A 13,108-nucleotide genomic window follows, 5' to 3' on the forward strand; every position below is an offset into this window, starting at 1 on the left:
TAAACTTGTTCTAATACAGAAAAAGGTGGCACACACGCTATGGAGCACTTGCTTAACGATCAGGTTAAAAACATTCAAATCAGCGGCATTCGCAAGATTGCCAATAAAGTTGCCGCATTGCCCGGAACCCTGTCCTTAACAATTGGGCAGCCGGATTTCCCTACCCCTCCGCATATTATGGAAGCTGCCCACCAGGCGATTAACGAAGGACGCACCTCCTATACGCCTAATCCGGGACTGCCCGAGCTGCGGGAAGCGGCAGCGGCGTTTGTATCCCATAAATACGGACTGAATTACCGTGGACAGGATGAGGTTATCGTAACGAACGGAGCCAGCGAAGCGCTGGATATTGCCCTGCGTACCATTTTGTCACCTGGTGACGAGGTCATTTTGCCTGTGCCCATCTACCCCGGATATGAGCCATTGATTCGCTTGTCAGGTGGCGTACCCGTGCTGGCTGACACCCGCAACAGCGGCTTTAAGCTGACCGCAGAGGTGCTGGAGCCTTATTTGACCGAACGGACGAAAGCCGTCATCCTCGGATATCCTTCGAACCCAACCGGACGAGTGATGAGCCGCGAAGAGCTGAAAGCCGTCGCAGATTTGCTGAGGGACCGCGAGCTGTTTATCATTTCAGATGAAATATATAGCGAACTGATTTACGATGCACCACACGTGTCTATTGCAGCCCTTCCGGGCATGCAAGAGCGTACCATCGTCATCAACGGCTTATCCAAATCGCACTCCATGACGGGCTGGCGTATTGGTTTCACACTTGCACCTGCTGCAATTACACAGCACATGGTCAAGGTTCATCAATACAACGTGACCTGTGCCAGTTCGATTAGCCAATATGCTGCGCTGGAAGCCTTGACCGTCGGTGTCGACGATGCACTTCCGATGCGCGAGGAATACCGCAAGCGCCGTGATTATGTGCACGGAAGGCTAACCGACATGGGCATTCCGCTTGAAAAGCCGGAGGGGGCCTTTTATCTTTTTCCTTCCATCGCCCATTTTGGCTTAAGCTCAATGGATTTCACCGTAAAGCTGCTGGAAGAGCATGGAGTGGCTGTTGTGCCGGGAGATGCCTTTTCCTCCTATGGCGAAGGATACATTCGGTTGTCCTATGCTTACGGACAGGATGTGCTGGAGCAGGGATTGGATAAAATAGAGGGGTTTGTTAAAGGAATTGTGGGGAGTTAAGGTGGAAGGAGGCTTCGCGGGCCATTTGATCTTCCGATCGCTGTTGCTGAGGGGATTCTTGGATTGTATAAAACATTTAGTGGTAAGAATCCCTCAGCAAAGGCGAACGCTACCGCTTCTCCAGATTCAAATGGCCCGCTTCGCTACTACCCGCCTTAAAGTCACCAAATTCCTTTGAGCATGTGGGGCGCAGGGGAAAAGAAGTACCCCTCTCACCGCTTTGCACGGTGAGTAAACATAAAACAGGCCCTTGAACCACCTGTACAGGTGGTTCAAGGGCCTGTTCGTTCACCTACTACTCCCACATCGGCGTGGGATTCATTCGTGTGCTTTAAGCACGGCGCAGCGGAGGGGACGGAATGGTGCTGGACAAGCGTAAGCGGTCGCTTTTGTCCCCAGATTTCCCCCTAAACCCAGGCTTCATTCCGGAAATCCGGGGGCGGTGGCGATGGGAAGCACCATCCGCCCCCGCAGCGTCCTTTAAAGCTCAAACCTGAATCTACGCGCCCCCACCACTCTCTTACTTTAAATGCATTTTGAATTGCAGGAACAATTCATTGTAATGAGCCAGCATCCGCTTGCCGAGGTTGTCGTAGACCTCCAGCTTATCTGTAATCTCAGATGGAGGATAGAAGCGCTCGTCACCGGATATATCCTCTGGCAACAGCTTTTTTCCATCCGCGTTTGGTGTGGAGTAGCCTACAAACTCGGCATTTTGGGCGGCTACATCGGGCTGCATCATGAAATTGATGAACTTATGGGCCGCTTCCACATGGGTAGCGGTTTTCGGAATAACCATGTTATCAAACCACAGGTTGGAGCCTTCATCCGGCACGATGTAGTCCAGCTTGTCGTTCTGGTCCATGATTTCGGACGCATCGCCGGACCACACAACACCGGCAGCAGCCTCCTCGTTAGCCAGCAGCATTTTAATCTCATCACCAACAACGGCCTTGACATTGGGCGCTAATTTCTCCAGCTTCGCTAAAGCTTGCTGCAAATGCGCCTCATTCGTATCGTTCAAGGAATAGTTGAGACTGTTCAGCGACATACCCACGACTTCCCTCGCACCATCGACCAGCAGGAGGTTGTTACGCAGCTTTGGATTCCACAGACCGTCCCAGCTATGAAAATCAATGCCCTTCGTTAGCTCCGGGTTGAACACAATCCCAACCGTACCCCAAAAATACGGCACAGAGTATTGGTTTTTCGGGTCAAACGAAAGGTTCAGAAAATGAGCATCCACATGCTTCAAATTCGGCAGCTTGCTGTGGTCCAAAGGGAGCAACAGGTGCTCCTGCTTCATTTTAGCCAGAGCATACTCCGAAGGAACCGCTACATCAAACGATGTTCCTCCCTGCTCAATTTTCGTCAGCATCGCCTCGTTGGAGTCGAACGTCTGATAAATGACGGTAATCCCCGTCTCCTTCTGGAACCTTGCCAGCAGATCAGGGTCGATATAGTCTCCCCAGTTGTAGACCGTCAGCGTATTGCCACCGGAATAGCCTTGACTGGAATTGAGCCAGGCCGCCACCCCCATCAGACCGAACGAGATGATAAAAATCGACAGAAACACGCGCACAAGCGACTTCATCTAGGTACCCCCATTTCCGCCGCAGGCTCCTTTTTCCCATTCCGGTTCGCCTTGCGCATAATAAAGTAATAACCCACCACCAACAGCACGGTAAACAGGAAAATGAGCGTGGACAGCGCATTAATAGACAGGGAAACCCCTTGGCGGGCACGCGAGTAAATTTCCACCGATAAGGTAGAATAGCCGCTGCCTGTCACAAAAAAGGTCACCGCAAAATCGTCCAGCGAGTACGTTAACGCCATAAAGAAGCCTGCGTAAATCCCCGGCTTGATAAAAGGTAAAATCACCTTGGTCAGCACATCCATCCGACTGGCACCCAAATCCCGGGCCGCATCCACCAGTGATGGACTCATTTCCTGAAGCCGTGGCAAAATCATAATGACGGCAATCGGCACACTAAATGCAATATGGGACAACAACACCGAGTAAAAGCCCAGCTTGATCTCCACCATCGTGAACAAAATGAGGAAGGATGCGCCAATAATGACGTCCGGATTCACGATCAGCACATTGTTGAGCGACAACAGTGTATTTTTAACCCGACGGTTCTGCATCTGGTGAATAGCCAACGCTCCCATGATGCCAATAATCGTAGCCAGCGCAGACGATAACAACGCAATAACCAAGGTGTTAATGACAATGATGATCAAGCGGGTGTCGGCAAACACCTCTTTGTAGTATTGGAGCGTAAACCCTTCAAATTGGTGCATCGTCCCACCACTATTGAACGAATAATACATCAAGTACAAAATAGGTGCATACAACACAAGAAAGACGAGCACCAAATAAATATTCCCGAATCGGTTTTTATTTGCCATGCCGCACCCTCCGTTTCGCTCCCGAGGTAATCAGCATAAGAATCCCCATCGCCAAAATCAGGAACACCGCTACCGTAGAGCCCATGCCCCAATCCTGTGTGACCAGAAAATGCTGCTCAATCGCCGTCCCTAATGTAATGACACGGTTGCCCGCAATCAGACGGGTAATCATAAACAGCGATAGCGCCGGGATGAATACCGCCATACACCCGGATCGCACACCAGATAGCGTTAATGGGAAAATAACCCGGCGAAACGCCGTCCACTTGGAAGCGCCCAGATCACGCGCGGCATCCAGCAGTGAAGGATTCAACCCTTCCAGCGCATTATAGATGGGCAAAATCATAAACGGCACAAAAATATAAACCGATACAAACACAAAGCTGGAGCTGGTAAACAATAATTGCTGACCACCCCATCCGACCAAGCCCAACACAGCATTCACCGGACCATAAGTACCAAAAATCCCGATAAAAGCATATGTTTTAAGCAATAGGTTAATCCATGTCGGCAAAATAATGAGCAATAGCCACAGTTGCTTATGCTTGGTTCGGGTCAGCAAATACGCAGCCGGATAAGCGACGAGCAGCGAAAATACCGTAATCAAGAACGCATACCAAAATGAGCTAAACGTCATGCTCAAATAGACAGGGGTCAGAAATTGAGCATAGTTGCTGAACGTGAAATGACCGTCTACATCAAATAGCGAATAGTAAAATACAAGCACGACCGGGGCTGCTACGAACAGCACAATCCATAAATAGTAAGGCAGCAGATACGCTGCTCTTGTATTACCGGACATGCTGCTCCACCTCTTCATAGGCTTCCAGACGGCGATCAAATTCTTCCTCTGTTTCCCCGAACCGCATCACATGGATCGCTTCCGGGTCAAAATGGAGGCCGATTTCACTGCCCAGCTCCGCCTTTTTGGTAGAATGCACCAGCCACTCCTGACCTGAATCATCATAGCAGCTAATTTCATAGTGAACACCACGGAACAACTGGGTATCCACCTTTACTCGCAGCTTACCCTCTGTAACGGTTGTAATCTCCAAATCCTCGGGTCGAATGACAATTTCAATCGCTTCATTCGGGCGTAATCCTCCATCGACACATTCAAACTGCCGACCGTTAAACTCCACCTGATAATCCGCAATCATGCGTCCTGGAACAATGTTGGATTCCCCGATAAAATCGGCAACAAACCGATTGATCGGCTCATCATAAATATCATTCGGCGTACCGCTCTGCTCAATCTTCCCTTTGTTCATGACAAAAATCTCGTCCGACATCGCCAGCGCTTCCTCCTGATCATGCGTAACGAAAATAAAGGTGATCCCAAGACGCTGCTGCATTTCACGCAAAATATACTGCATTTCTGTTCGCAGCTTTAAATCCAGTGCAGACAGCGGCTCATCCAGCAGCAGAACGTCCGGCTCATTGACAATGGCCCGTGCAATGGCGACACGCTGGCGTTGCCCTCCGGACATTTCAGAAATTTCCCGTTCGTCGTAGCCCTCCAGATTGACAAAGGACAATGCCTGCGCAACCTTCTCCTGAATGGTCTTATTGTTCATCTTTTTGATCCGCAAACCGAAAGCCACATTTTCAAACACATTCAGATGTGGAAATAAGGCATAGTCCTGAAATACCGTATTAACCTGCCGTTCATTGGCCGGAACACGATTAATCAGCTTGTCATTCAAATAAATCGAGCCTTCCGTCGGCTCTGCAAAACCCGCAATCATACGCAAAATTGTCGTTTTACCGCAGCCGGAGGGCCCCAGCAGCGTATAGAATTTGCCTCGTTCAATCTCAAAGCTGACATCAGCCAGCACCGGTGGATCGTTGTCATATTGCTTGGTCACCCGTTCGAATCGGATGATGGTTTGCTCTCCCATAACACCCTCCCTCAACATTCGACTTCATTCCATTTCATTCACTTCATTAAACCTATTTATTCAGAACCTATCATTGAACCTTGAGATTTCCATGTAAAATAGTCTGTCAATACACGAATCGCCACACCAATGGCTTCCTCTGCAGGCTCCAGCTTGGCATGATGCAAACCATAAGGCGTATCAACGCCAAGCCAGAACATCAGACCCGGAATCCGCTCCAGAAAATATCCAAAATCCTCTCCGGTCATCGCTTCCGCGCATTCAATGAGCTGTACATCCTGCCGTTCACGGACCCAGTTCATAAATTCCTCTGTCACCTTGGCTTCATTGAACACTTGCAAGTAATTTGAGCCATAATGAATTTCTGCATGGCATTCAAACCCAGCTTCAACACCGCGCACCAGCGCTTCAATCCGTGATTTAACCAGTGTCATCGTATCGGCTGACAACGTTCGGATCGTACCCTCCAGACGGGCTGTTTCCGCAATAATGTTCTGCTTCGTACCGCCGCTGACCTTGCCAATCGTAATGACTGCTGAATCCAGCGGATTCACATTACGTGCTACAACTGTTTGCAATTGTCCAACCAACTGACAGGCCGCCACCACCATATCATTAGCCTTGTGCGGATATGCCGCATGTCCGCCTGTGCCCTTCAAGTCGATGAAAAGCTCCGACGTATTGGCAAATAGGATGCCCGGGCGAGTCGCAATCGTGCCAACAGGATATTCGGGTGCAACATGCAGCGCGACAATTTCATCTGGTAGCCAGTCTGCCAATTCTGCGCTGTCGCGCATCGGCAACGCTCCGCCCGGTCCTTCCTCGGCAGGCTGAAACAATACAACCAGGTCATCCTTGATCGGGTGGTTTGCAAAGTGAGAAACAATACCCAATCCAATCGTCATATGTAAATCGTGACCGCAAGCATGCATGTAGCCGGGATGGGTCGAACGAAATTCATAGCCCGTCTCCTCCACAATTGGCAAACCATCCATATCGCAGCGATATCCATAGCGGCGCGCAGGAGCCGTTCCATGAATCAACACCAGTACGCCAGTACGCCATGTACGAATATCCAGATGCTCCTGAGGGAGCGTTGCCAAATAACTCAGCAGATACTGCTGCGTTTTAAATTCCTCAAAGCCAGGCTCGGGAATTTGATGCAAATCCCTTCGTATTTGAACAAAAGAACGATAATCGACCGTACTCATTCCGCTAATCCGCCTCCTTTTCCTAACTTATCAGGTTTATCAGACAAAAGAACAAAAGGACAAAAGCCCGGCGCAGCCGCCGAGCCTTGTCCGTTGTGCTTCGTCCTTAAATTGTGCTGTCAATGCATCATGCCACTGACAAGGAATCGTTCACCTTTAGTACATTTAAAACTCTTTTTCAGTCTTACAGAACGCGCAGGTCCTTCAAGATTTCAGTTTTTGATTTGGTCTTATCGTCGACCTGTTTGATCACGCGTGCAGGTGTACCGGCAACTACGGAGTATTCAGGTACATCTTCGGTTACGACAGCTCCGGCTGCAACGACTGCACCTTTACCGATTCGCACGCCTTCCAATACGACTGCATTCGCACCGATCAATACATCGTCTTCTACCACAACAGGCTGTGCAGATGGAGGTTCAATAACACCCGCTAGGACCACGCCTGCACCGATGTGACACATGTTACCTACTTTAACACGGCCGCCCAGTACAGCATTCATATCAATCATTGTGCCTTCACCAATGGTGACACCGATGTTAATGACTGCACCCATCATAATGACTGCGTTATTACCGATACCAACCATATCGCGAATATACGCGCCTGGCTCGATGCGGGCATTGATGCCTTTCAGATCGAGCATAGGCACTGCGGAATTGCGGCGGTCGTTTTCCACCACATAGTCTTCTTCATTAGCATTAACACTGTCCAGAACAGGCTTGATGTCGGCCCAATCGCCAAATACAACGCCGCTGTCTCCGGAAATAAAAGCTTGAACATTCTCACCGAATGATGCGGAAGCCAAAGCCCCCTTTACATATACTTTAACAGGTGTCTTTTTCTTGCTGTTTTTAATCACGTTGATGACTTCTTGTGTGTTCATTTCGATGGACATAGTAAATCGAACAACTCCTTCATCGCTTCATACGACTTCGCAAGCCGGAATAATCTTATTCTCTCATCCTTTATAGCACAAAAGTACAGGTCTCGCAATTATGGATTCGGGTTACTTGTTCGCTTGTAGGCTGTCCAGCGATGTATATATGAAGGATTCGAAGCCCTCGGCAGACTCACCCTGAGGAATGTTTACCTTCACGATGAAGCCGCCAGTTTTATTTTCTACTACAATATATTGGCGTGTGACCTTCGAACCGTTCGCTTGCAGGAACAAACGGCTGCTGGTCAGAGCTTGAGGCACTTTGGCTTTATCTATTTTCACCGCTTTACCGATGGAAGCCAGATCCTTTTCGCCTTCTTTTTGAAGCTCGTCCAGATTAACATCGGAAGGCAGCTTCGTAATTTCAGCGTAATAGTTATCATCTACAGCCAAGGCTACGCGGTTTTGATCAGGAAACAGGGACATAGGGTCAAACACATACAGTGAATAACCCTCTCCTTTTGCCAATGTAGCTGTCTGCTTTTCTTTTTTTCCTTCAAGGCTAAGCTCAAAAGCTTGCGTTTTCGGGCGTTCACCCCCTACTGCTTGACCGGAGCTGCCGTTTTGCGTGCTGCCTGTTGAAGTTTCTGTTTTTTCAATTTTCGTCAAAATCAGTTGCTTGGCAACCGCGTCGCCTTCCACTGCTTTTTCGTTGTATTCAAATGCGACTGAATCGCCTTCCTCAAGTCCGGCCACCACCGTGTCCAGTCCGTCACCCAGTTGGAAAGATTGGGCTTCGCCATTGGTTTCAATTTCAACCGTGTGCGGGTCAGCGGCTCCGTTGTACACGCCTGTTCCCTTTTTGGCCTCCGACTCGGCGATCGGCTCCGGTTTCACTTGTGGCTGTTGCGTTTGCGGTTGGTCTGCCCCTTGAGGTGCGGTATTATTGGTTTGCGGTTTCGTTCCACAGGCTGACAGAGCCAGCACTGACACTACAGTTAACAGTATGATTGATAATGTGTTGCGTTTTTTCATAAAATCCACCTCCACTATGATAGACGAGTTTGTGCGGCAAAAGTTCTACGCAGCTCCATACTAAAATCCTTCTTCCTGCATCGCTTTTTATATTCCACGCAGATGTCAGGTACGGTATAATGGGCTGTATTAAACCTAATTTTCGAGATACCGATGGAAGGAATCGTACATGTATTATTCCTCTTCCGTACTGGATGGAGCTGTCACATGAATCAAGCGCACAAACCGTCATTTTCCTTTGAATTATTGTACATCATAGGTATTATCGCTATTTCGTTCTCCTCGATCTTCGTAAGATGGTCTGAAGCCGAGGTGTCCGTCATCGCTATGTACCGCTTGTACCTAACCAATCTCGTCATGCTGCCTCTGGTCTGGAAATACCGTACCGAGCTATTCAGCCTGAGCCGCAAGCAATGGATGCTGATCCTCTGGTCCGGTATTGCACTAGGGCTGCACTTCTTGCTCTGGATGGGCTCGCTGCGACTGACCACAGTTGCAAGCTCTACCGTTATTATGACACTGGAGCCGATCCTTGTCATGCTCGGTTCTTTTTTGTTTTTCCGTACAGGCACAAACCGCGCTATGCTCATCGGAATGGGCCTGGCTTTTGTTGGCTCGCTGGCGATCGGAGCCGGAGATTTTCATGCCTCGGGACAAGCCCTGCTCGGAGATGCACTGTCCTTCTTGGGTATGGTAGCCGTCTCTATCCATATGCTGATGGGCAAGCATTTGCGCGAGCATTTGAGCGCCTTTGTGTATAACTTTTGGGTATTCGCCATCGCGGCCACATCGCTTGCGCTGTATAATATGGTCAACGCCATTCCTTTTACCGGATATGCACCACGGGAATGGGGATTGTTCCTGTTGCTCGCCATAGTGCCCACACTGTTCGGCCATTACCTGTTTAACTGGCTGCTCAAATACATTAACGCCACAGCGGTGTCGATGGCAGTACTCGGCGAACCCGTTATTTCTTCCTTGCTAGCCTGGGTGTTGCTGGGAGAAAAACTTTCTGTTTTACAATTTGGCGCAGGCTTCTTCATCCTGTTCGGGGTATGGATTTTTATCCGATACGGAACAGATTTCAAGAAGCAAGTCGTCCACCAAAGTGAATTGCCCGACAACGAGCTTCCCCTTAAGACAGGTTCTTAACTTATTTACCCCATTTTCATGCATGGTACTCAATTGAATAATCTTAATGATAAAAAGGAAAGGCGGAATCCCTTATGAAATCCATCGTATCCAAACGCTGGCTGTTAGCTAGACTATATGAGCCAGATATCATCATCGCCGACTGCCGCTCCCTGCTCGGACAAGCCGGAGCGGGACGAACTCAATTTAATGAAGATCATATTCCAGGAGCTGTTCACTTCGATCTGGAGGAAGACCTCACCGCTCCTCTGGGGGAGCACGGCGGACGCCATCCTTTGCCCGATGCTGACACACTTGCCGCGCGCCTGAGTCGCGCCGGAATCAATGCAGCTTCACGCATCATTGCCTACGACGATCAAGGCGGCATGATGGCCTCCCGCTTCTGGTGGCTGCTGCGTTACTTGGGTCATAAGCAGGTGTATGTGCTGGAAGAAGGCTACAGCTCCTGGAAGGAAGCGAAGTTCCCGGTCACGGCAGACCAGCCGATTCGCATTCCCTCGACCTTTGTAGCGAAGGTACAGCCGCAAATGCTCGCAAGTATGGAAGAAGTGCGACGTGTTTCCGCAGGCTCGCTTCCTGTCGGCTCCTATACATTGATCGACTCAAGAGAGCGTCCGCGCTACCTTGGGTTGGAAGAGCCTATAGATACAGCAGCAGGGCATATCCCCGGTGCAGTGAATTTCTTTTGGAAAGAGGTATTGGACGAAAAAGGTATATTTAAAAATGTGGAACAACTGGAAAAGCACTTTGCCAGCCTTGACCGGAATGCAGAAATTACCGTGTATTGCGGTTCTGGCGTATCCGCCTGCCCGAATGTGCTGGCCTTAAATGAGGCAGGATTTAGTAAGGTGCGGTTATATCCAGGAAGCTGGAGCGATTGGATTTCTTACAGTGAGAATTCTATTGCGACTGGGGAAGAGTAGAAGCGGAAAGATGCATAGCAGTATGTAAAGTCTGAATACATCACCAAGCGGTTTGTATACCTTGGTGGTGTATTTTTTATGGTTCAAAAGGAGTCTGTAAAATAGATTTTGTAAACTCCCCAAACCATTAAAATGGTAATCAAAGAAAGGTTAAGGAGCGAACATGGGACTTTGGACGAAACAGCAACTGAGAGCGTAGCTCGTGTCAGTTAACTATACTAGAAAAATCAATACTATGAATACTAATCATAGTACACAACGCAGGGAAAACCGTTGAAATTGTTACTTTGTTGACGGGATAACTTAACTCTGTAAACAACGTATTCAACGAAGTGGTGTCTTTACTATGAGCAGGTATCGGATAACCTAGCTAGGTATACCGTGCCCTATGGGCATCGGCATACCTGTTTGCCGTGAGGCTCATTGTCAGAACGAATACGTTGTTTACATATCTCCATTGAAGGAAGCCTTTCATTCATGCTTGGTTAAAAAGCATTCAGATACTTTTCCGTTTATAAAGCAGGTTATCTGTCTTTTGACTTTCGGTAGAGGGAACACTCTCGCTTTTTCGACAAAAGTAACGGATGAGTAGCTTTTCAGCTCAAGGAAAAGACTTGGGTCGTCACTGTTCGGATTTCTTACTTTCCAGTGGTAGATCCATACTTTGTTTGGCGGATTGTTGCCGTTCTTAATAGGACAAAGCAATCTTCCGTTTTTGACTTCCCGTCCTGCCGGGAATGCGGATGACGGAGTTACTTTAAATTTGACAGCTACGCATGATCCCGCTGGAATACTGGGCGAGGGGAGCGCCCCGGTGCAGCGTTCGGTCTGATCGCTTTGTCTGAAAGGGGTCTTACGAATTTCGATAGGCGTGGCCGTAATAAGTTGGCGGAAAAGATGCCCCGTTTTCCTGTTGATGTTGTAGTGCAGTATCGTCACTTGTCCGTTAAACGTTCTCGAATCTAAACGAGCGGGAGAAACCAACACTCCGTCATGGACGGTAGCGGGTGCACCCATCGTTGTAAAATACAAGATACCGACACAATCTCCGGCTTTGATTATAGCCAATTGTTCCACCCCATTACCCGTATGATAATGTAATGTATGCAAATTGAAACGAAAGTCTTGTGCTTATGCCATCCCCTATGACGAGTAAGATCGATAAAGTCAAAATGCCCTTTTTCCCTAGTCCGGTAGGCAGGTGCCGTTGCGTGGTTTATCCCGATTCCATACCGTAAATGCAAATATAGGAAAGGGATGTAATGATGAAAATGAGCGTAAAAGCGGGGACGAAGGCAGCCGTAATGTCGTTGTTCCAAGCATCCAAGAGACGATTGCTTGCCAACGTTCGAAAGCTGAAAAATCCGAATGAGTACACATTTGTTTTTATGGGTGACAGCTGAGCGGGAGACGGTCAGACGAGTAATACCATTTTCGGATTAGCTCTTTCCGCAGTCCGTGCTCTGAAAACAAAACCTTTATTCATTATGCATAGCGGAGATGCCGTATTTACGGGTACTACTAAAGAATTTAAAACGGGAGGAACCTACACCGATAAACTTCCTGTGAAGAGCCTCCTGCAACTAATCCTGGACCCGAATAGAGGCGTGCCCGATATCCCATTTTTTATCGTACCGGGCAATCACGATCAAACCGGACTCAATGGTCCTCTAACCAAATTCAGAACGTTTATTGGTCCTACTCGTTTCGGTTTCAGCCTTCCCAGAATCAAAACGACGATCATCGGCCTGAATAATATTCAGCAATTGGGCCTGGACAAAAATAAACAGCCGATCTACGGGTTTCCCCCAACGGAATTAGCTTTTCTAAAAAAGAAACACGCTTTCGATTCATTGAAGTTTCAGGGGACTCACTATGTATTATCTGGAGGAGCAGGCGCTCCGCTCGTTAAACAAGGATTTTTGAAAGGAACACGAACCCCTATATTCCACATAGTGGAATTCAAAGTGAAAAACGGAGTTATAGTATAACGCCGAGTCATTCCTATTGGGTTTACGGCTTAAACACACTAAAAAACGGACCTCTATGTAAACATACGTGTTGGCAGATAATAAAATTGAGAAAAATGTAATTAACCGGCCTGGATTTCTGATGGTATGGGAGGGAGAGGGTTTAGTAAAGCACGAACCATTGAAACCCCGTTTTCTTGCTTTTTCCGTTACGGCTGTTGCGTGTCGTTTTGGCTTGGACTTCATGTTTCTCATAGCCCAGATGGGTATCCAGCTCGGCCTCCAACACCTCTTGCAAAGTTTCAGCAAATAACCCTTTTAAAGCCTTCTGTGCATCTTGAGCCGTCACTCTTTAGCAGGAGCAGTTGGATTTCATACAGTGAGAATTCTATTGCGACTGGGGAAGAGTAGAAGGCTTAAG

General features: G+C 48.4%; 12 protein-coding genes and 1 pseudogene. 4 read left to right on the forward strand and 9 right to left on the reverse strand.

Features of this window, described 5'->3' with window-relative positions; all coding sequences use genetic code 11:
• The first annotated feature begins 39 nt into the window (after nucleotides 1–39).
• Nucleotides 40–1,203: an aminotransferase A gene (locus NST83_RS16805; protein ID WP_342414991.1), complete on the forward strand. Its 1,164-nt coding sequence runs from the start codon at nucleotides 40–42 to the stop codon at nucleotides 1,201–1,203.
• A gap of 520 nt (nucleotides 1,204–1,723) precedes the next feature.
• On the opposite strand, the gene NST83_RS16810 is transcribed toward NST83_RS16805, so the two are convergent.
• From NST83_RS16810 to NST83_RS16840, 7 genes are all read right to left on the reverse strand, one after another.
• Nucleotides 1,724–2,797 (reverse strand): ABC transporter substrate-binding protein, encoded by a 1,074-nt coding sequence (locus NST83_RS16810; protein ID WP_342414992.1) that lies wholly within the window; start codon nucleotides 2,795–2,797, stop codon nucleotides 1,724–1,726.
• On the reverse strand, nucleotides 2,794–3,615 hold the full coding sequence (locus NST83_RS16815; RefSeq protein ID WP_342414993.1) for an ABC transporter permease: 822 nt from the start codon (nucleotides 3,613–3,615) through the stop codon (nucleotides 2,794–2,796). The genes NST83_RS16810 and NST83_RS16815 overlap by 4 nt, the downstream gene beginning before the upstream one ends.
• On the reverse strand, nucleotides 3,605–4,417 hold the full coding sequence (locus NST83_RS16820; protein WP_342414994.1) for an ABC transporter permease: 813 nt from the start codon (nucleotides 4,415–4,417) through the stop codon (nucleotides 3,605–3,607). The genes NST83_RS16815 and NST83_RS16820 overlap by 11 nt, the downstream gene beginning before the upstream one ends.
• Nucleotides 4,407–5,516 (reverse strand): ABC transporter ATP-binding protein, encoded by a 1,110-nt coding sequence (locus NST83_RS16825; RefSeq protein WP_137061779.1) that lies wholly within the window; start codon nucleotides 5,514–5,516, stop codon nucleotides 4,407–4,409. Before NST83_RS16825 ends, NST83_RS16820 begins: the two co-directional genes overlap by 11 nt.
• Before the next feature lie 56 nt (nucleotides 5,517–5,572).
• Nucleotides 5,573–6,727 (reverse strand): N-acetyldiaminopimelate deacetylase, encoded by a 1,155-nt coding sequence (locus tag NST83_RS16830; RefSeq protein WP_342414995.1) that lies wholly within the window; start codon nucleotides 6,725–6,727, stop codon nucleotides 5,573–5,575.
• Nucleotides 6,728–6,911: 184 nt separating this feature from the next.
• Nucleotides 6,912–7,625 carry a 2,3,4,5-tetrahydropyridine-2,6-dicarboxylate N-acetyltransferase gene (gene dapD / locus NST83_RS16835; RefSeq protein ID WP_137061777.1) on the reverse strand — a complete coding sequence of 238 codons (714 nt, stop codon included), beginning with the start codon at nucleotides 7,623–7,625 and terminating at the stop codon, nucleotides 6,912–6,914.
• A gap of 111 nt (nucleotides 7,626–7,736) precedes the next feature.
• Nucleotides 7,737–8,642 carry a hypothetical protein gene (locus NST83_RS16840; RefSeq protein ID WP_342414996.1) on the reverse strand — a complete coding sequence of 302 codons (906 nt, stop codon included), beginning with the start codon at nucleotides 8,640–8,642 and terminating at the stop codon, nucleotides 7,737–7,739.
• Between the two features lie 207 nt (nucleotides 8,643–8,849).
• On the opposite strand from NST83_RS16840, the gene NST83_RS16845 reads away from it, so the two are divergent.
• Both NST83_RS16845 and NST83_RS16850 read left to right on the forward strand, forming a co-directional pair.
• Nucleotides 8,850–9,794, forward strand: coding sequence for a DMT family transporter (locus NST83_RS16845; RefSeq protein ID WP_342414997.1), 945 nt, complete (start codon nucleotides 8,850–8,852; stop codon nucleotides 9,792–9,794).
• A gap of 74 nt (nucleotides 9,795–9,868) precedes the next feature.
• Nucleotides 9,869–10,717, forward strand: coding sequence for a sulfurtransferase (locus tag NST83_RS16850; protein ID WP_137061774.1), 849 nt, complete (start codon nucleotides 9,869–9,871; stop codon nucleotides 10,715–10,717).
• A 471-nt stretch (nucleotides 10,718–11,188) separates the two neighbouring features.
• On the opposite strand, the gene NST83_RS16855 is transcribed toward NST83_RS16850, so the two are convergent.
• Entirely contained in the window at nucleotides 11,189–11,785 is a 597-nt protein-coding gene (locus NST83_RS16855) for a hypothetical protein (protein WP_342414998.1), read from the reverse strand.
• 194 nt (nucleotides 11,786–11,979) lie between these two features.
• Here NST83_RS16855 and NST83_RS16860 point away from each other — a divergent pair, with 194 nt between their 5' ends.
• A complete protein-coding gene (locus NST83_RS16860; RefSeq protein WP_342414999.1) occupies nucleotides 11,980–12,120 on the forward strand; it encodes a hypothetical protein in 141 nt (46 codons plus the stop codon).
• A gap of 760 nt (nucleotides 12,121–12,880) precedes the next feature.
• Here the strand turns inward: NST83_RS16860 and NST83_RS16865 are convergent.
• Nucleotides 12,881–13,036, reverse strand: a pseudogene (locus tag NST83_RS16865) (transposase); the annotation flags it as partial.
• Nucleotides 13,037–13,108: the final 72 nt, after the last annotated feature.

The sequence above is a fragment of the Paenibacillus sp. FSL R10-2782 genome (assembly GCF_038592985.1).
Taxonomy (GTDB): Bacteria; Bacillota; Bacilli; order Paenibacillales; family Paenibacillaceae; genus Paenibacillus; species Paenibacillus terrae_C.